The sequence below is a fragment of the Paraburkholderia sp. RL17-373-BIF-A genome, assembly GCF_046030175.1.
In the GTDB taxonomy this organism is placed as follows: Bacteria; Pseudomonadota; Gammaproteobacteria; order Burkholderiales; family Burkholderiaceae; genus Paraburkholderia.
The window spans coordinates 36,595-54,323 of record NZ_JARESO010000056.1 but is presented as its reverse complement, the minus strand read 5'-3'; the positions used below and the strand labels follow the sequence as shown (position 1 = coordinate 54,323).

General features: G+C 62.2%; 16 protein-coding genes and 2 pseudogenes. 6 read left to right on the top strand and 12 right to left on the bottom strand.

Annotated elements, in window-relative coordinates:
- The 9 genes from tssI to P0D80_RS39470 form a co-directional block, all read right to left on the bottom strand.
- On the bottom strand, positions 1 to 899 hold an 899-nt coding region (gene tssI / locus P0D80_RS39510), incomplete at its 3' end, for a type VI secretion system tip protein TssI/VgrG (RefSeq protein ID WP_408291852.1).
- A 1-nt stretch (position 900) separates the two neighbouring features.
- On the bottom strand, positions 901 to 3,591 hold the full coding sequence (gene tssH / locus P0D80_RS39505; RefSeq protein WP_408291850.1) for a type VI secretion system ATPase TssH: 2,691 nt from the start codon (positions 3,589 to 3,591) through the stop codon (positions 901 to 903).
- 21 nt (positions 3,592 to 3,612) lie between these two features.
- Positions 3,613 to 4,803, bottom strand: coding sequence for a type VI secretion system baseplate subunit TssG (gene tssG / locus P0D80_RS39500; protein WP_408291848.1), 1,191 nt, complete (start codon positions 4,801 to 4,803; stop codon positions 3,613 to 3,615).
- Complete coding sequence (gene tssF, locus P0D80_RS39495) at positions 4,758 to 6,521, bottom strand: type VI secretion system baseplate subunit TssF (RefSeq protein ID WP_408291845.1); 1,764 nt, start codon at positions 6,519 to 6,521, stop codon at positions 4,758 to 4,760. Before tssF ends, tssG begins: the two co-directional genes overlap by 46 nt.
- Before the next feature lies 1 nt (position 6,522).
- Positions 6,523 to 6,978: a type VI secretion system baseplate subunit TssE gene (gene tssE / locus P0D80_RS39490; RefSeq protein WP_408291843.1), complete on the bottom strand. Its 456-nt coding sequence runs from the start codon at positions 6,976 to 6,978 to the stop codon at positions 6,523 to 6,525.
- Between the two features lie 62 nt (positions 6,979 to 7,040).
- Complete coding sequence (locus P0D80_RS39485; protein WP_408183459.1) at positions 7,041 to 7,532, bottom strand: Hcp family type VI secretion system effector; 492 nt, start codon at positions 7,530 to 7,532, stop codon at positions 7,041 to 7,043.
- Between the two features lie 70 nt (positions 7,533 to 7,602).
- Positions 7,603 to 9,099, bottom strand: a complete 1,497-nt coding sequence (gene tssC, locus P0D80_RS39480) for a type VI secretion system contractile sheath large subunit (protein ID WP_408183457.1) — start codon at positions 9,097 to 9,099, stop codon at positions 7,603 to 7,605.
- A gap of 51 nt (positions 9,100 to 9,150) precedes the next feature.
- On the bottom strand, positions 9,151 to 9,714 hold the full coding sequence (gene tssB / locus P0D80_RS39475) for a type VI secretion system contractile sheath small subunit (protein ID WP_408183456.1): 564 nt from the start codon (positions 9,712 to 9,714) through the stop codon (positions 9,151 to 9,153).
- Positions 9,715 to 10,446: 732 nt separating this feature from the next.
- Positions 10,447 to 10,947 carry an ureidoglycolate lyase gene (locus P0D80_RS39470; RefSeq protein WP_408291855.1) on the bottom strand — a complete coding sequence of 167 codons (501 nt, stop codon included), beginning with the start codon at positions 10,945 to 10,947 and terminating at the stop codon, positions 10,447 to 10,449.
- Positions 10,948 to 11,376: 429 nt separating this feature from the next.
- Here P0D80_RS39470 and P0D80_RS39465 point away from each other — a divergent pair.
- The 3 genes and pseudogenes from P0D80_RS39465 to P0D80_RS39455 form a co-directional block, all read left to right on the top strand.
- Positions 11,377 to 11,811 (top strand): annotated as a pseudogene (locus tag P0D80_RS39465) (oxidoreductase dimerization domain-containing protein); the annotation flags it as partial.
- Between the two features lie 402 nt (positions 11,812 to 12,213).
- Entirely contained in the window at positions 12,214 to 12,612 is a 399-nt protein-coding gene (locus tag P0D80_RS39460) for a cupin domain-containing protein (RefSeq protein ID WP_408291840.1), read from the top strand.
- 526 nt (positions 12,613 to 13,138) lie between these two features.
- A complete protein-coding gene (locus tag P0D80_RS39455) occupies positions 13,139 to 13,390 on the top strand; it encodes a hypothetical protein (RefSeq protein ID WP_408179461.1) in 252 nt (83 codons plus the stop codon).
- 246 nt (positions 13,391 to 13,636) lie between these two features.
- Here P0D80_RS39455 and P0D80_RS39450 read toward each other — a convergent pair whose 3' ends face one another.
- Complete coding sequence (locus P0D80_RS39450; protein ID WP_408179462.1) at positions 13,637 to 13,939, bottom strand: VF_A0006 family four-cysteine protein; 303 nt, start codon at positions 13,937 to 13,939, stop codon at positions 13,637 to 13,639.
- Between the two features lie 364 nt (positions 13,940 to 14,303).
- Between P0D80_RS39450 and P0D80_RS39445 the strand changes: the two genes are divergently transcribed.
- On the top strand, positions 14,304 to 14,651 hold the full coding sequence (locus P0D80_RS39445; RefSeq protein ID WP_408291837.1) for a BON domain-containing protein: 348 nt from the start codon (positions 14,304 to 14,306) through the stop codon (positions 14,649 to 14,651).
- 318 nt (positions 14,652 to 14,969) lie between these two features.
- Here P0D80_RS39445 and P0D80_RS39440 read toward each other — a convergent pair whose 3' ends face one another.
- Entirely contained in the window at positions 14,970 to 15,608 is a 639-nt protein-coding gene (locus P0D80_RS39440; protein WP_408291835.1) for a dihydrofolate reductase family protein, read from the bottom strand.
- Between the two features lie 356 nt (positions 15,609 to 15,964).
- Positions 15,965 to 16,468, bottom strand: coding sequence for a hypothetical protein (locus P0D80_RS39435; RefSeq protein ID WP_132381140.1), 504 nt, complete (start codon positions 16,466 to 16,468; stop codon positions 15,965 to 15,967).
- 239 nt (positions 16,469 to 16,707) lie between these two features.
- Between P0D80_RS39435 and P0D80_RS39430 the strand changes: the two are divergent.
- Positions 16,708 to 16,844, top strand: a pseudogene (locus P0D80_RS39430) (divalent metal cation transporter); the annotation flags it as partial.
- Positions 16,845 to 17,008: 164 nt separating this feature from the next.
- Positions 17,009 to 17,722, top strand: a complete 714-nt coding sequence (locus P0D80_RS39425; protein ID WP_408179569.1) for a phosphonate utilization associated transcriptional regulator — start codon at positions 17,009 to 17,011, stop codon at positions 17,720 to 17,722.
- The last annotated feature ends 7 nt before the right edge of the window (positions 17,723 to 17,729 follow it).

The following is a 17,729-nucleotide window of genomic DNA, read 5'->3' as shown; positions in this document are numbered from 1 at the left end:
CCCCCCCGGCCCCCCCCCCCCCGCCCCCCCCCCCCCCCCCCCCCCCGCCCGGTCTGCTGGTCCATCTGCTGCGCGGCGAGCTGCAGCGTGGCCGCGCGCTCGCCGTCCGCGGCCGCCGCATAGCGGCCAGGAAAGGCATAGCGGATGCCGCTCGCGCCATGCGTTTCCGCGGAGGTCTGCGCGCTCAGCGTGCTCGCGCTTTTGTAGTCGTAATCGCCGACCACATAGGTTGCCGCTACGAGCCCCGTCGACATCTCGAAGCTGCTCACGCGCTCGCTCGCGTCATGTCCGACAGAATCGCCGGAAAACCGCAGCGTCGGGACAGCGCCGGGCTGGTGTGCCGACGGACTATCCGCGAGCACCATGGTGTGCGCGCCGTTCGCGAAGGTGAAGAAGTAAAAGATGCCCTCCTCTTCCATCAGCCGCGAGATGAATTGCAACGCGCTTTCGTCGTATTGCACGCAATATTCGCGCTCCGTATAGCTGCCGGTCACGCGCGATTGGACCGCGATGTTGAACGTGGACAACACCTGCTGAACGATGGCGAGCGCGGTCATGTTCTGAAAGATCGCGCGGTCGCTGCCGAGCGAGAGCAACCAGAGCCGCGGCGCGAGTTCCGCCGAGTAATAGCCGTACTGCGCGTTCGCGCCGACCTGCGCGAAGCGCGTGACGATGCCGTTGAAATAGCGCGGCGCCGCGGCCGGCCCCTCGATCGTCACCGTCGCGTTCTGGCCGATGATGGTCTGCGCATCGAGCGCCGGGTTCGCCGAGCGCATGCGCAGGTTGAAGCGAAACGGCGCCGAGATCGCCTCGTGTCCGCCGAAGCCGTCGAGCAATAGCACGTCGGCGCCGAACGGCGAAGTAATCGAGAGCAGGCAGCCGGTTTGCGTCACAGCCACGTTACTGGTCTCCCCGCGGCGCGAACCGGAATGTCACGCCGCCGGCCGGGTCGAAACCGAGATGCACACCGCCGAACGGTTCAGCGACGGAAATGCGCTCGAGCACCTCGCGCGCCAGTTCCGGCAATACGGATTGCGTGAGGATGTGATCGACGTTGCGCGCGCCGCTGTCGACTTCCTTGCAGCGCTCGGTGATCGTGCTGGCGAACTCATCGTCCCAGGTCAGCGGCGCGTGATGATTGCGCTCGAAGCGGGCGGCGAGCCGCGCGAGCTTCAGGTTGACGATCGAGGTGATCTGCGCGTCGCCGAGGTGGTAGTACGGCACCAGCACGAGACGGCCCAGAAACGCCGGACTGAACTGCCTGAGCAGAGCCGGGCGCAGACGCTCGATCAACTCGGCCGGCGGCGGGCGGCGGCCGCCCTGGCTGGCTTCGGTGATCACATCCTGCGCGGCATTCGAGGTCAGCAGGATCAGCGTGTTGCGGAAGTCGATCGGCACGCCTTCGCCGTCTTCCATCACGCCTTTGTCGAACACCTGGAAGAACAGCTCCAGCACGTCCGGATGCGCTTTTTCCATTTCATCGAGCAGCACGACGCTATACGGGCGGCGCCGCACGGCTTCGGTCAGCACGCCGCCGCGCCCATAGCCGACATAGCCCGGCGGCGCGCCCTTGAGTCCCGAGACGCTATGCGCTTCCTGGAACTCCGACATGTTCACGGTAATCATGTTGCGCTCACCGCCATACAGCGTGTCGGCCAGCGCCGCGGCGGTCTCGGTCTTGCCGACGCCGCTCGGTCCGATCAGCAGGAACACGCCGACCGGTTTGCCCGGATCGTCGAGATCCGCGCGGAAGGTGCGCACGCGCCGCGCAATCGCATCGAGCGCTTCGTCCTGGCCGACCACGCGCGCCGCGAGCTTGTCGTGCAGATACAGCACCGTGTGCAATTCGTCGGCGAGCATGCTGCCGACCGGGATGCCGGTCCAGCCGGAGATGACCTTGGCGACCATTTCAGAGTCGACGCATACCGGCACCATCGGCTCATCGCTGCGCACGGCTTCGAGGCCTTTTTCCAGTCTGCCGAGATTCGCGGCGAGCGAGGCGCTGTCATCTTCGTCGATGGACAGTTCGGTGCCCGCCACATGCTGTGCGATCTTGGCGCGCCACGCGAGAATCTCGCCGACCGCGTGCCGTTCCGTCGCCAGCTTGTCACTCATGCGCGCGTGCTGCGTGCGCTGGTCTTCGAGCTGGCGTGCGAGCGTGGCGATCGCTTCGGCGCGCTCGGCGCCCGTCGCCGCTTCGTGACGCAGAATGCGCAACTGGTTTTCGGCGGCGTCGATGGCCCGTCCCAATGACTCGATCTCTTCGGGCACACCGTTCTGCCCGATCGCGACGCGCGCACACGCCGTGTCGAGCACGCTGATCGCCTTGTCCGGCAATTGGCGCCCGGAGATATAGCGCTGCGAAAGTTTGACCGCGTCGCGCACCGCTTCATCGAGAATCTCGACACCGTGATGCGCGGACAGCTTCGCCACCATGCCGCGCAGCATCTCGATCGCGACCGCTTCGGCCGGCTCTTCGACCTTGACCACCTGGAAGCGCCGCGCGAGCGCCGGGTCGCGCTCCACATACTTCTTGTATTCGGCCCATGTGGTGGCCGCGATCGTGCGCAACTCGCCGCGCGCGAGCGCCGGCTTCAGCAGATTGGCCGCGTCGCCCTGGCCTTCGCTGCCGCCCGCGCCGATCAACTGATGCGCTTCGTCGATGAACAGAATCACCGGCACCGGCGAAGCCTTCACCTCGGCGATCACCGACTTGAGACGGTTTTCGAACTCGCCCTTCACGCCGGCGCCGGCCTGCAGCAACGCCAGGTCAAGCGAGCGCACCGAGACGTTGACGAGCGCGGGCGGCACTTGCCCCAGCACGATCCGCTGCGCGAAACCCTCGACGACCGCCGTTTTGCCCACGCCCGCTTCGCCCGTGAGAATCGGGTTGTTCTGGCGGCGGCGCAACAGCACGTCGATCAGTTGACGGATTTCCGCGTCGCGTCCGTAGATCGGATCGATCGCGCCCGAGCGTGCTTGCGCGGTGAGGTCGATCGTGTATTGCGCGAGCGCGGACGCGCGACCGCCGTTGTTCAGATCGGCGGACGGCATCGCCGATGGCTGGGCCGCTCCGGCCGGTGCCTTCGACGAGCCGGCGCCAGTCGCCACGCTGCCTTCGGACGATCCCGCGAGAATATCGGATAGTCCATCACGCAGCGCGCCACGCGCGATCTTGAGCAAGGCCGGCGCCGAGTCCATCAGCATGCCGCGCAGGCTGTCCACCTCCAGCAGCGCCAACACCAGCGTGCCCGAGCGGATCTGCTGCTCGCCGAGCAGCATCGAACTGAGCAGCCACGCTTCCTGGAAAAGCGGCGAAAAGTTCGGCGACAACGCCGGCGTGCGGCCATTGCCGCGCTTGAAATGGTCCACGGCATTCTGCAACTGCGCGGTGAGATCGGCGGCGCCGATTTCAAAGCGTTCGAGAATCGCTTTCAGATCCGGCGCATCCGATTCGATCAACTGCAACAGCAGATGCTCGATGTCCACGTTGTAATGCGTGTGCCGCACGCACAGTTGCGCGGCCTGTTCCATCGCCAGTTTGCAGACCGGGTCGAGCCGGCTCAGCAAGGTTCGAATGTCGATATCCATGGGGTCTCAGTGGCCTTCGTCTTATCCGCGACCCATGGCCGCGGCCATGGAGTTCGCTGCTGCTCGCGTGTTGGTGTGGGCCGCCGTGGCGGCATGGAGCGGCGCCTCGGTCGTGCGCATCGCCAGCCGGACCGCTTGGGGCCGGACATTGGCGGCGCGCGAAGTGTCACGTTGGCCGCCCACCCACGAGGTCCAGCCCAGCCGTGCCGCCGCCGCGCCGCCCAATGCGCCCGCGCTCGCCGGTTTCGCGCGATGCAGCACGAACGACACCTCATGGTCCTGTTGCAGATAACTGCGCACGAGCCACGCCGCTAGTTCGTGCGCGTCGCCGCCCGGCAGAAGCGCGGTGAACAGCGTCTCGGACAGATCGAAGAATTCGATGCGCAGCCCCGCCGACTGACTCCACGTGCGCCGCCCCAGCACCGCGAGTCCGCCGAGTCGCGGTGCGCGCGTGCCGGGACGCGCGAGGCGCAGCGAATCGGCTGCATCGACCGTATGCCAGCCGCCGACGAATTGCGCGCCGCGCACCGTCACGCCGAGCCGGTCGGAGAGCAGCGCGAGCAGGCCCGTCATCGAACGTGGCGCGCCGCCGAGCAAGCCGGCATGACGCAGCCACAACGACGCGCCGCGCGGACCACACGGGCCGCCGTGCAGTCCGAGGTTGCCGAGCGCATCGAGGCACGCGGCAAGTTCGGCGTCGCGCGGCGAGCGGCTCGCCAACGACGGCGCAAGCTTCTGCCGGCTGCGGTAGAGAAACGACAGAAAGCGATGATTGAAGATGTCGAGCAGGTCGCCCATCGCGGTTTCGCGCGCCGCGCGGCGGGCCAGCACCATCTCCGTGAACGGCATCGGCAATGGACCATTGGCGCCGGCGAGCGTCATCACCGGCGTGGTCAGCGTGTAGGTTTCGCGCGGCTCATGGGCTTTGTTAGCTCGCGCGTCGCCCGCTTGTGCGCTGCGCGGTTGCGCGTCGTTCGCCTGCGGATGACGCTGCGCGCTGCGGATATCGCTCGCTTCGAACGCGAGCGAGACGAAGCCGCGCAGACGCACTGCCTCGTCGGTGCCGTCGCCATAGCCGAGTGCGCGCGTCCACGGCTGCGCGCGTTCGAGCAGGTGGATCGCCTGAAACAGGTCGAAGCCTTGCGGCTGCGCGACGAGACGAGCGATCAGAGCGTTTGCTGGCTGCCGGTCATCGGCGCCCATTGCTTCCATGTCTCGTCTCCGCGGCGCACGACCAGCCGCACAAAGGAATTGACCGACGTGTACATCGCGAAGAAACGCGCGAGTACCGCACCCATCAGCAACGGTGAGCCGCCGACGAAGGTATCGGCGTCGAACTCGATGCTGACCTCGGTGCCACGACAGTAACCACGCCAGGCCTCGGTGCCGACATGCGCGGTGATCGGGCGCGCGTCGATACTGCGAATGCCGCGGATCTGTGCCTCTTCGCGCGGACCGTCGGATGCGAACAGCCGCAGCATGTCCTGCAGCTCGCGCCGGCCGGTCGCGCCGCCCACCAGCGAGTGATAGTTGCGCGTCAACAACGACACCAGCCGCCACAGCGTCGCGCTGTCGAGCGGAGGATTGCGCTGCGAAGTCGGCTCGTACAAACAGCGCGCCCGCGCATTCTGCGAGACTCGCTCCACCAGCATGCGCGCGCCGACCGGCACCTGTTCGGCCAGGCGCCGGTTGGTGCACAGCACGTTGGCATATACCACCGGCGTATCCGGCTGGCCGGTCACGTTGCCGGCGTCGACGAAACCGAGATACAGATCGATGCCCGGCGCGTTGCTGCGCACGCTCTGTTCGCGGCGCGCCGACCAGTACATCGTGTCGGCCGCCGCGCGCGGATCGTCGAGGCGATCCGCCGCTGTAAAACACGGCAAGGTGACGGCGCGATCCTGCGCGGGATCGGAAGCGATCACCGACAGGATCGAATGAATTTCTGTGATCGCTTCGCGCTTCTGGTCCGCGACGAGACGGTACTCGTAATGGCGCCGGTCGATCACGATCGGCTCGCTCGTCTGCGAGAACAGGTTGACGATGGGCGTGCAGCCGAGCCGGAAATGCTGGGCGCCGAGCATGCCGAGTCCGCGCGGGACGCGATCCAGATGCAGGACGATCTCGCAGGTGCGCCCGGTGCCGAGCTTGCCGGCGGGCACGTGCAGATCGAAGAAATGAAACTTGCGCGGAAACGCGAAATACTCCTGCATCAGCGTGTACGCAGGATGCGCGTGCGAAGGCTGCGGCAAGACGGTGTCTTCCGGCGCATAACCGACTTCGCGCCACGCCGAGGGCGGCAGCATCGTGGCCGGTCCTTGCTCGGGACGCACGCCGACATCCGTCACGTTCGCGACCAGCAGTTCATAGAGCGGCATGGTCACGACCCAGTCGCCATGCAGATGCACGCGCAATTGCGTGAGTTCGAGTTCGGAAAAATCGACGCCCGCGTCGCATTCCAGCGTGAGCCGCAGCGTGGAGTCGTCGCCGAATGCAGCGCGGCTGATTCTGAGCGGCCACAACACGGTTTCCCACGCGGTACGAAAGCGGCAGGCATCGCCCGTCTCCGTCATCGCGGCGAGGCCGGTGTGGCGCGGTACGCGAAAGCCTGCCGTCACCTTGCCCTGCGTCGGGTCGAGCTCGAACTGCGCGACGGTCATGGACGGCACCGTCTGAATCATCGAGGGGCACACGTTGTCGAGCAGCGCGCTGGCAATTTGCGGCGCGGCCTGGTCGAGGTCACGATGCACGCGCGCGGCGAGAAACGCGGTCGCCTCGATCAAGCGCTCGGTGTGCGGGTCGAGCGACTCGGTGCCATGCAGCGCGAGGCGCGACGCGACCTTGGGATAACGCTGCGCGAAATCGGCGCCCTGAGTGCGCAAATACGACAGCTCGCGCTTGTAGTACTGGAGAATGTCTTCGGCAGCCATGTCAGTCTGCGTCCTTCCAGCGTGCATCGGCGCTGCCGCGCGCGCCGCCCTGCAATTCGAAGAAGACGTGTTCGACCGACTGGTTCACGCGCATCTTGCCATCCACTGTTAGCACGGCGTGGCGCTCGTCGCCGGACGGAAAGCTGAAACCCACCTTGACGTCGGCCAGCCTCGGCTCGAAGAGCGCGATCGCCTGGCGCACGGCGGCGACAATGGCGTCGCGGTCGCGCTGCGAGCGCAGCGACAGATCGGAGAAATCGGGCAGCCCGTAGTCCAGCACGGTTCCGTCGCTCATCGCGAAGGTTTCCATCGTCAGGCTCGAACGCGCATTGAGCAGACGCGACAACTCCCGCGCGACGGATTGCCGAAGCGCGTGCTCGCCTTGCAACCACGCGTCAGCGTCTTCTACAAGACGCTCGAACAGAGGAAGGGGAAAGCCGTTGGCGATTGCCGACATACGCAAAACCGGTTGAACCCTGACAGAGCGAAAACGCCCGCCTCGCGGCGGGCGGCGAAGCGTTACGCAGCGGGGCTGATCGCCTTGTTGGTGGTCAGATCCCAGCCGAACGGCGCGGTGCCGGCCAGCGTCGAATCCGCGTTCTGCTGGGTGTATTGCGAGGTCATTGCCGTGAAGTTGATGGTGAACGAGTCCATCATGCTCGAGCCGCCACCGCTCGTGGTGATGTTCGCAATCATCGCGTTGGTCAGCACGTACTTCATTTGCAGCATGAACTTGCCGCCTTCGTTACGGCCGATCGAGATCGTCGCGTTGCCGAGCTTCGTGCCGGCCGTACAGGCGGCGTACAGCGCGGGCGTCGACTGATCGGTGTCCTTGCTCAGATTGAATTCGCTGAACGACGGACGGCCGAGCGTGCGCTCGGTGTTCGACGTGTCGGGGTTCATCGTGATCGCCACGCTTTGCGAGAACGACGTCAGCTGAATGCCGTCCTTGAAGCCGTCGATCAGCGAGTTGCCCTTGACGTCCTTGAATTGCAGGATGATGGTATCCATAACTTGCCTGAATCAGATAGGTGAATGAAAGCGGTATGACGCGCGCGTGGCGCGCGTCATACATCGACGATTAAGCAGCCGCGCCCGGCAGATCCGCCACGAGGCGGATCGAGGCCGTCAGCTCTTCCATCTGGAAGTGCGGCTTCAGGAAACACGTGGCGCGATACGCACCGGGCTTGCCCGGTACTTCGGTCACGTCCACGCGAGCCTGGCCGAGCGGATAGCGCGCCTTCTGCTCATGCGAGGCCGACGCGTTGATCAGCACGTACCCTGCAATCCAGTTGTTCAGATAGGTCTCGACATCGGCGCGGGTCTGGAAGCTGCCCACTTTGTCGCGCATGATCACCTTGATGTAATGCGCGAAGCGCGACGCGGCCAGCACGAACGGCAGACGCGCGGAAAGTTGCGCGTTGGCGTTGGCTTCGTCCTTGTTGTAGGCCTTCGGCTTGTTGACCGTCTGGCCGCCGAAGAAGGTCGCGAAGTCCGAGCCCTTCGAGTTGACCAGCGCGATAAAGCCGAGATCGCTCAGTTCCTTCTCGCGGCGATCGGTGATCGTGACTTCCGTGGGGCACTTCAGCGTGATGTCGCCTTCATTCGTCTTGTACGCATGCGCCGCAATACCGTCGACCTTGCCGCCGCCTTCCACGCCGCGAATCGCCGTGGCCCAGCTGTACTTCGCGTAGGCGTCGGTGATGCGCAGACCCAGTTGATAGGCGGAGTTCGCCCACAGGTACTTGCTGTGATCCGTGCCGTCGACGTCCTCTTCGAAACCGAACGATTCGACCGGGTTGGTCTTCGCGCCGTACGGCAGACGCGCCGCGTAGCTCGGCAATACGAGCGACACGTAACGCGAGTCTTCCGATTCGCGGAAGCTGCGCCAGGCGGCCAGTTCAGCGCTTTCAAACGTCTTCGACAGGTCGCGCGCCACGCCGAGTTCGGTGTACGACTTCAGGTCGAACAGGCTCGGTGCGGCAGCGGCGATGAACGGCGCATGCGCCGCGGCGGCCACGCGCGAGATGCGCTCGAGCAACGCCATGTCTTGCGGATGACGGCCGAACGAATAGTCGCCGACCAGCAGCGAGAACGGGTGGCCGCCGAACGTGCCGTACTCTTCTTCGTAGATCTTCTTGAACAGCACGCTCATGTCGTGGTCGACAGCCGTCTCGAGGTCCTTGTGCAGTTCCTTCTTCGTGACGTTGAGCAGTCGCAGCTTCAGGTTCGTACCGGTCTCGGTGCCGAACACCATGTCGTGCAGGCCGTACCACGACGCTTCCAGTCCCTGATAGGCCGAGTCGTGCATGATCGCGTTGAGCTGGTCGGTCAGCAGCTTGTCGATTTCGGCGACGCGTTCGTTGATCATTGCCACGACGCCCTTGTCCGGGCTCGTGCGCATGCCTTCGTCGAGAATCTGCGAGGCGAGCTGGCCGATGAGCTTTCTCGCGTAGCCGCCTTGCGACGGCTCGACGGCCATGTTGCCTTCCTGAACGATGCGCTCGAGCAGGCTCAGCTCGGCGACTTGCGTGCCGGCGTGTGCGCCCGCGGCTTCGGCGGAGATATTCGTTTCCATCTGGGTCAGTCCTGAGAGGAGTGTCGCTTCAGCGACGCTGAAAATTGGCCGTCACTCGGACGGGGTGTCTTCCGTCGTCGGTGTGACTGCGCTTGCCTGGGCCGCCGTGGCCGCCGGCGCATCGCCGACGTAGGCCTGGCTCTTCAGCTTCTTCAGTTCTTCCGAGTTCTGAACGATGCGCTCCAGCATCGAATCGAGTTCGTCGTTGCCATCGAGCTTGGCAAGCAGATCGCGCAATTGCTGACGCGCTTCGAGCAGCTTGGCCAAACGCGGCACCTGACGCACGAGGCTTTCCGGATGAAAGTCGGCGAACTGCTGAAACTTCAGCTCGACCTTCAGATTACCTTCGCCTTTCATCGTGTCCGGCACCGACAGCTCGAGGCGCGGTTCGATCTTGCCCATGATCTCGTCGAAGTTGTCGCGGTCGACATCGACAAAGCGGCGCTCTTTCAGCTTAGGCAGCGGCGTGGCCGGGTGGCCGGAAAGATCGGCCATCAGCCCGACGACCATCGGCAATTCACGCTTCTCGATAGCGCCGCCGAGTTCGACGTCGTACGTGATCTGAACGCGAGGCGGACGATTGCGGCCGACCCATTTCTGCAAACTATTGGACATGAACATCCCCGAGATAAAGAGAACTCGAATTACGTTTTGACAAGGCGTCCAGAAGCACGCCCCTGACTCGATTCAGGTGCAACACATAGCGGGGATAAGTTGTAAAGCGAAGGACTCGCACTACGTCCTTAGGGTAATACCGAATACGCGCATTACTTCGGACTGCGCCCTACTGGTCCGCCCGTTGCCGTGTATCCGGTATGGTTGCAAGTCGATGCGAATCCCCGTCACGCATCAGCTCACGAATAGCAAATAAATTAAAAAAGTCCGGGAGGTTATGACACGCGTTGGTCACGCGCGCGACATTTTCCTTTTGTCTGATGTTAGGCCTGGTTTATTTTTGATTACCAATTTTTTCCGATACTTAACTTTTTTTGATAACCGCCGCAAATAGCGCTGCAGTGGCGACGTATCGAGTCTCTCTCAGGCTGTTTGACTGAGAGCGCCAATTCTAAAGAGAAATTTTTAGGATTCAAGGAGAATTTATTCCCGCTTATCACACCGTCTCCCCCCTCTTTTCGGCACCGCGCGCGAATCCTGAAGGCCTGGAGTGCTAATCATTTTCGGCACGGCCGTTCTGAAAAAAGCCAGCGAACCGACGTCTATGCACATGCGGTTTTTCAGAAAGCCAGTGGCGTCGATTCGACCGGCAAGTCCGCGATGGCTAGCATTGCTAGCGTCACGGCGGCGTCTGGGAATCACGCGGTGCCCCCGCGCGAGATGATGGACACTTCATCGAAATATAGGCATCTGTTCGAGACCAGACGCGCCCACAACGCAATGAGGCGGAATCTGCCGGATCGCGCTTTCACCGGCGGGCGCACCTGTCAGCAGATGAACCGCCAGGTCGAATGTCGTGGACTGGCGCGTCAGCATCAAGCAGGTCACTTCGCTCTGCAATGCACGCGTGGCATGCCAACAGCGCGGCCGCATGCAGATTCCTTCGCCGATCGGCACTTCGAATGCCGCCAGTGAATCGAGGTCGGGGTGTCCATCCGAAGTACACATCGCGACGATCTGAACGATTGGACCCGTAAGCGGCACGACGGCCTGCTCGGTCAGCCAATGCGCTTCGAGTCTCGCCACCTCGGGTTGACGATCGCGATATCTGACCCAAAGAATCTCCGGATCTCCAGACACGCCGGCATCGAACAAATGCTCGCGCCAGAAATCGGAAGACGGGCTGCTGAACGATGGCGCCGCGCCATCCTCCGGGAACGGTTTGCCCAACATCCAGCCATAGGGGGCGAAGGCGTCGGCACAGCGTACGCACGGAACGATGCACTTCAAGCGCGACATCCTCGATGGTCGGGATCTCCGGCAGAGAATCGGTTACGTACTGCCGGACGCGGTGGCACATCATCTGCGCGCCGAAAGAGACGAAGATCCAGTCTTCAGGCGCCCGCGCGATGAAGGTGTTCAGGTCGGACTTGCGTTGCCGGATCGGGAGATCCAGAAGGGCGGCGTTGAAGGCAATGCTGGTCCCGGCCGCACCGAAGCGGATCGGCCCCGGAAACAGCGTCGAAAACTGCTCTTGGGTGACACGGGCGCCGCACTGCGACAGCAACTCGGGCGTGATGCCCGAGCGCTCGGCGAACTGCGTCATTGTTGCTCGATCTACACCGCAAAGGAATCCATGGACTACGGGCATGGAGACGGTGGCTTGCCGCCGAAGTCGCACACGGCGAGAAGGCGTACTTCGACGCGCTGCAGATTCCGTCGGTGGCTTACACCGATCCGGAAGTGGTCTGGGCCGGCAAGACGGAAGACCAGTTGAAGGCCGAAGGCATCAAGTACGGCAAGGCGGTGTTCCCGTGGGCCGCTTCGGGCCGCGCAATCGCCAACGGCCGCGACGAAGGCTTCACCAAGCTGCTGTTCGACGAGGAAACGCATCGCGTGATCGGCGGCGGGATTGTCGGTCTGAATGCGGGCGACCTGATCAGCGAAGTCTGTCTCGCGGTCGAAATGGGTGCGGACGCAACGGATATCGGCAAGACGATTCACCCGCATCCGACGCTCGGCGAATCGATCGGTATGGCTGCCGAGTTGTATGAAGGCCTTTGCACGGATCTGCCGCCTTCCCGGAAAGTACATTAGCCTCGGTGAAAATTAAAGCTTGCGCTTCACCGGGCGTATTCAGAAGCGGGCTCCAACTTGAATTCGTAGCTAACGACTCCTGCCGCGTCAGAGACGTTTCACTGCACCGCGATTGTGTATCGGCTATCGCTGACAAGATCATCGGTCGAACATCGATCCTTTCGGGTAGTCGTCACTTCCATGCCAGGTATTGGAAGCTTTCTCTTGGTGGGCCGCAGCGAGCATCTATGCGCGAGAGCCTCCAAAATTCTCGCGTTCGCGACTAAGGTCGCAACGCACACTTCGATAGTCGCTTCTCGCATCTGCGGTGTGTCAGCCGCGGATCATGGACGGGCCATTTGTACAATCTCGACTGCTGTACACTGAGCTATCCCCGAAACGGATTTTAGAGGGAGATGCGCCATGTCCTCTGCGCTGAACTACATGCGACTCTATGCCGACTCCGCTGGCGAATCGCATTTCGAGCCGGCAGTCGTCGAAACTTCCACAAGTAACTTTGCGCCGCCAGCGCCGGCTTTTAACGTTTCGAGATTTCTACCTGCCTTACGCAACGGCTTCCTTCTGGTACCTGCCGCATGGAGCGGTGATCTCCATCCCTCTCCGCTTCGCATGTGGATATTCGTTCTCGATGGGGAAATGGAGTTCGAGGCCTCTGACGGAGAACGCCAACCTGCCCGTAAGGGCGATGCGCTGCTTCTTGAAGATACGACCGGACGAGGACATCGGAGCCGCGTTATCGGCGACACCGCGGCAAAGCTCGCGGTCGTTGAACTTGAACCTGAACCGGATCGTGACGAGTGACGGTTTCTACGCCGCTCAGATGGGGCCGTTTGTCCTAAGCGGACTCCTGCCGTTCGATTCCAGCAAACTATTGCATCCACCGGTTAAATCGCCAGTGCAAATGTAGATTGCCCTGGCACACCGATCCTTTGAGCACTGTGAGTGCGGTAGGTAGGACAAGTTATGCGGTTTGCGCAATTGATGTGGCGTCGCGGTGCGCGAGAATATGCAGGGCGCATTGATAATCTACCGGCTACGAGACCACGCAACTCGATAGAATCGGCCTGAGGCGCCTTTCCAATGGCCGTTTTCGGGAGATACAAAGGACCGGGGCGGGCCGTGAGCGGTAGGTCGCCCCCAAGGGCGCGGGCACTCAGACGCTGCCGGTAATTACAGGCCCGGGTGTGAGCATGAACGGTTTCTCGCTATCCATGGCGGGCGTCTGCTGACCAGCGGGCGGGGCGCGGCCATCCTGTACGGGAGCGGCGTTCTCAAGCTGTCCGGCTGACTATCGTGCGTACCAAACTTATGTGGGAAAACTAAAGTAATGAAGAAGACGAAAATTTCGATCATTCTGTTTGCGTTGACCCTGCTTAGCCCGCTGGCGTATGCGAGCCTGGCAACAGGCGCTCACGAGTTCAAGAACGATGTCAAGACGGCAGGAAAGAAGAGCGGCCATGCTGTGCGCGATGCCGCGCACGAGGTCGGCCACGGTACGAAGAAGGCCGGTCATGCCGTTGCCGATGCAACAAGGCACGGCTATCACGCGACGAAAAAATTCGTGACAGGGCACGGATAAAAGTCGCTTCGCGGCAACTGAGCCGGCGACTGCGGAGGCGGCCATAACCCGCCCGACCACCAGCTTCCGTGGCATTAGGGGCCCTGCTGCTACGTCTGGTGGGGTTGGGTGCCCTGCAGTTGTTGTGGCGGCGTCATCGGCAAAAGCCGACCCTCATCAGACCTTCGATTCCGCCGATAGCGGTCGTTCAAAATCCTCTCGCGGGTCCCTTCCCCGTCTGGCGCTGTCGATCCCGGCTGACATGGCTCACATCTGATTCTGGCGCTGGCATGCTCGCAGGATCTGTTGAACCGCATATGCGGCTCTCACGTTCTGCATATTCTGCAAAACACACACGTGATACGACTTTTCGCGCGGCAAGAGCAGCGCGCCGTTTCTGTAGAGCGCTTCGCACGAGCGTCTGATCACGTTTGCCGCAATGTTGCTTTGGCTGTTCGCCAGCGATTGCAGGATGCATTGATCGTAGTCTGGATTTTCCGTGCCGAGCGCCAGGGCCGAGAGCGGCGAGGCGAGCGTGATCGAGAGAAGCAGATAGGCGAGGTTGCGCATGATTGTGGGCAAGACGCAGGGATGACGGCGGCCAATCGTACCATGTCGAATTTTTCGATGCGAAGGGTGCAATTTAGACGACGCGAATGTCGCTCTCACTATTGAAGTGCTGTGTCACCGTCATCGCTTCATCGGACAAGCGTTGTGCGATTGTCGACAATTCATGCGACAAGGCCGACCGGCCGGAACCGGCCGAACTGAAAAACAAACTCGGCTCGGAGCATGAACAGACTTAGGCAAGTCGGCTCGGTCAAAGTTCACCACTCTGCACTATCATGGTGGACTCAAGGAGAGCGCACATGTCTACCTGCCAAGCCAACCCGAACGACGCCCGTTGTGCACGAATCGGGATGTCATAACCGACATGCGAAACGGTCGATACATCAAAAGCCGGTTGCTGATCGTCGCGGCGTTCGCGTTGCCCGCGTTCGTGTTCATCAACGGCTGCAAGTCGACGACGACGACGCCTGCCGTGACCGCGCCGGGGGAGATCGCCACTGACGACGCTGCGCTCGCCGCCCGGGTGAAGCAGGCGCTCGTCGCGGACCCGGGGCTGAGATCGTTGCCGATGAGCGTCGCGACGTATCGAGGCGTCGTGCAGTTGTCAGGCTATGTGGATTCAGAGGTACAGATTCAGATGGCGCTTGCCGTGACGCGCGGCGTGCCGGGGGTCCAATCCGTGAGCAACGATCTGCACCTCAGGCCGAAATGACGCGCATTCGCCGGAACACAGATGACGAACGAGTGCCGCAGAAGAGCGTGCCGAAGCGGGGGCTGCTTCACAATTAACAAGATCGAGGTGCGAGGTATCGATACCCGTATTGCGCGTGATCGGCAGTCCCGCCATTGGCTTACTGCATCTGCGCGTTGACGACCATTCCCCCGCGCCATCACAGTCACCGGCATCAGGGCCGACCGTGATTGGCCCCACAGCGGTCAATTCAACAATTGGGAAGCAGACATCCAACGCTCCGGTTCAGCCGCGGGCCGCGCAGCGGACCGCCCGCTACAACCGATTGTCAGGCCGCCCTCACTGACGCACATAGCGCAAGTGTGTGGCAGCTGGGCCGTCAAGGACCTTGTCGATGCGAAACTGCGGCCCGGGCTCGCGTAGGTTCTCGAAGAGACGCCGCCCACCGCCGAACAACACGGGTGACAAGGCGATTTCCAGCTCGTCAACAACATCCATGGTCAGGTACTGCTGGATCACATCGGCTCCTCCAGCGATACGAATATCACGACTGCCTGCGGATCCCCGAGCCAGCTCAAGAGCACGCTCCGGCCCGTCATTGATGAAGTAGAAGGTCGTCTCACCCGGGCGCACCCAGGGTTCGCGTTTCTCATGGGTAAGAACGTATACCGGTGTGTGAAACGGAGCCTCCTCTGGCCAGGCGCGCTCGCCTTGGTCGAACATTCGCTTGCCCATAATGTTGGCACCGATGCGCTCCGTGGTGCTGCGAAGCAGGTCATTGACCGGGCCGGTCTCTCCCCCTGGTCCGAGCTTGAGGTTCTCGCGGAAGTACTGTTGATTGAGGATCCACGCCATCAGCGCACCCCACTTGGCACCCCAGCTCTTGTACTCAGGCGTGTCCCAATTCTCCATGGTCATTCCTTCCGGTGCCATGTAGCCATCGAGGCTAAGTCCAATGTTGACGAATACTTTACTCATGATTCTCCTCTCGCATGTTCGGATGTCGGCCTAACTTCGACGACTGCCGGTTAACTCGGCAGCTAGAACTAGAGATATATTGAATTGGATTAGATCGCTGCGCGATTTTTGACTTCTGCCAAGTCCATTAAATGAAATGCATAAAGCAACATATCGGAGAATGGTCTGCACATCATCCCTATGTCCGCTTTGGAGCGATTGACTGAAAGTCGCTTGGTGGCCCGGTTGCTGCCACACTGTCTACCGACCCCATTGCGGTCGCCCGACAAACCAGCCTCACCGTGACAGAAGCTTTTCCGTACGAATCAGGCGCTTCGTGTCACGGCGGGCATTCGGGCAGCAGATCCCGCACTGGCCTATTGCACTTTCTTGTCTTCGCGTTTCGCGTCCTCCATGGCCTCCGGCTCTAACTCTTCCGCGGACCGATTCAGGTGGACGAACAGCCCCCATGAGGCAAGAAGCAAGGCTGTCGAAGCAAGCAGCCCGGCCGCATACCGAAGCTGCGATGGATCCTGGTGCAGCGCTTTGAACGTTGCCACGAGCCCTTCGATGGCAAGCGCGACGACGACAACCACTAAGAATCGCGACATGAAACGTCGTACCCGCGTCGGCGCGCTCACGTCAGCCTCCCGTATGACCTCTTCCTCTACGATGGTCTCGGCGATCTGCAAGGCGACCACGGCCCCAGCCAGCAGCCCCACGGCTTCAATGACGGATTGCGCGCTTGCCTGGTCCCATTGACTCGCAAATGCAGTCGAACCGATGCGAGCAGCAATCGCAATCAACATCAGCGCCGCGCAGGCGAAGAGAGCAGCCATCAGCCCATGGACGATCGTAAAGAACCGCAAAAGGAACTTCATTTCTTTTGGCTCCCTTGAATTGCAAGTGGGGGATTCGTGCCGTGTTCCATACATTCCTGAAAGTCGCGGCGACGACGGCTGATTGTAGAAGCGGACCGGATGGGCCTGGCAATGGGGCCAAACCCGCGCTTGGCAAATTATCGTGCCGGGGCGCCAGCGCCTGGCACAGGTCTCGGGCCTTTCCTCGCGTGCGCCCGATACGCACCGGAGTCATCTGCCGTGCCAGTCTGGGATCAAACCAGGCGGGTGCCGGCTACGGCTACGCGCTGCTGTGGGTGGCGGCCGCACCAACGTCCTGGCGATGCTGGTCCAGTCGGTGTCGGCCAAACTCGGTCTCGTGACAGGACGCGATCTCGCCGAACTATGCCGCGAGCGAGCCGCGGCGCAGCCCCCTTGCAGGCCGTCACGCCGACATCTTCGAAGATGAACGCGTCAGTAGAAAATTGTCGTCAGATGGTTGTTGACAATAAACAACGTGCCACGCTATGTTCAGGAGACTTGAGATATGCCCCTCCATTCACCGCTGCCAACCGCTCATCAATGACCACGCCAACCCCATCCAGCGCGATTGACTTGCTGCAGCGGCACTCCCTTGCCACGCTTGTCCAGGAAACACTCGAACGCGGCATCGTCTCTGGCGAATTCGCCCCGGGGGAGAAATTAAACGAAGTCGAAGTTTCCGCCCGGCTAAACGTGTCTCGCGGACCATTGCGCGAAGCGTTTCGTGCGCTGGAACAGGCGGGCTTGCTAAAAACCGAAAAGAACCGCGGTGTCACGGTGCGCGCGCTGTCGCTGCGCGAGGCGGAAGAAATCTACCAGGTCCGCGCGATGTTGGACGAGTCGGTTGCCCGCTCGTTGGCCGAACGGATGACACCCGAAACGCTTGCAACGCTCAAACGCATCATTGCTTCGATGAAGGTGGCCAAGAAAGATCACGACCTCACCTTGTACACGACATTGAATGTCCAGTTGCATGACGCGATGGTGTCGGGTGTCGGCAACCAGCATCTGATCGAAACGTACCGGCATCTCGTCCGCCAATTGGGTCTGCTGCGTCAGGCCGCCATCGAATCGGAAAAAAGCGCGCTGGCTACGTCGGTCGCGGAACACGAGAAGATCGTCAACGCGCTCGCAAAAGGCGACGCCGAGCGCGCGGTCGCCCTCGTGCGCGAACACGTTGCCCACGGCCTCGCCAGAATGCGGCGTGCCCACGAACGGTGGGCCGCATCCGTGGGCGGGGCAGCCAAAAGTTGAAACAGAC

What these genes read in the sequence shown, in the direction of transcription:
- tssH (WP_408291850.1), bottom strand. Translation starts at nt 3,591, where the DNA reads ATGGATATCGACATTCGAACCTTGCTGAGCCGGCTCGACCCGGTCTGC.
- tssG (WP_408291848.1), bottom strand. Translation starts at nt 4,803, where the DNA reads ATGGAAGCAATGGGCGCCGATGACCGGCAGCCAGCAAACGCTCTGATC.
- tssF (WP_408291845.1), bottom strand. Translation starts at nt 6,521, where the DNA reads ATGGCTGCCGAAGACATTCTCCAGTACTACAAGCGCGAGCTGTCGTAT.
- tssE (WP_408291843.1), bottom strand. Translation starts at nt 6,978, where the DNA reads ATGTCGGCAATCGCCAACGGCTTTCCCCTTCCTCTGTTCGAGCGTCTT.
- P0D80_RS39485 (WP_408183459.1), bottom strand. Translation starts at nt 7,532, where the DNA reads ATGGATACCATCATCCTGCAATTCAAGGACGTCAAGGGCAACTCGCTG.
- tssC (WP_408183457.1), bottom strand. Translation starts at nt 9,099, where the DNA reads ATGGAAACGAATATCTCCGCCGAAGCCGCGGGCGCACACGCCGGCACG.
- tssB (WP_408183456.1), bottom strand. Translation starts at nt 9,714, where the DNA reads ATGTCCAATAGTTTGCAGAAATGGGTCGGCCGCAATCGTCCGCCTCGC.
- P0D80_RS39470 (WP_408291855.1), bottom strand. Translation starts at nt 10,947, where the DNA reads ATGTTGGGCAAACCGTTCCCGGAGGATGGCGCGGCGCCATCGTTCAGC.
- P0D80_RS39460 (WP_408291840.1), top strand. Translation starts at nt 12,214, where the DNA reads ATGTCCTCTGCGCTGAACTACATGCGACTCTATGCCGACTCCGCTGGC.
- P0D80_RS39455 (WP_408179461.1), top strand. Translation starts at nt 13,139, where the DNA reads ATGAAGAAGACGAAAATTTCGATCATTCTGTTTGCGTTGACCCTGCTT.
- P0D80_RS39450 (WP_408179462.1), bottom strand. Translation starts at nt 13,939, where the DNA reads ATGCGCAACCTCGCCTATCTGCTTCTCTCGATCACGCTCGCCTCGCCG.
- P0D80_RS39445 (WP_408291837.1), top strand. Translation starts at nt 14,304, where the DNA reads ATGCGAAACGGTCGATACATCAAAAGCCGGTTGCTGATCGTCGCGGCG.
- P0D80_RS39440 (WP_408291835.1), bottom strand. Translation starts at nt 15,608, where the DNA reads ATGAGTAAAGTATTCGTCAACATTGGACTTAGCCTCGATGGCTACATG.
- P0D80_RS39435 (WP_132381140.1), bottom strand. Translation starts at nt 16,468, where the DNA reads ATGAAGTTCCTTTTGCGGTTCTTTACGATCGTCCATGGGCTGATGGCT.
- P0D80_RS39425 (WP_408179569.1), top strand. Translation starts at nt 17,009, where the DNA reads ATGACCACGCCAACCCCATCCAGCGCGATTGACTTGCTGCAGCGGCAC.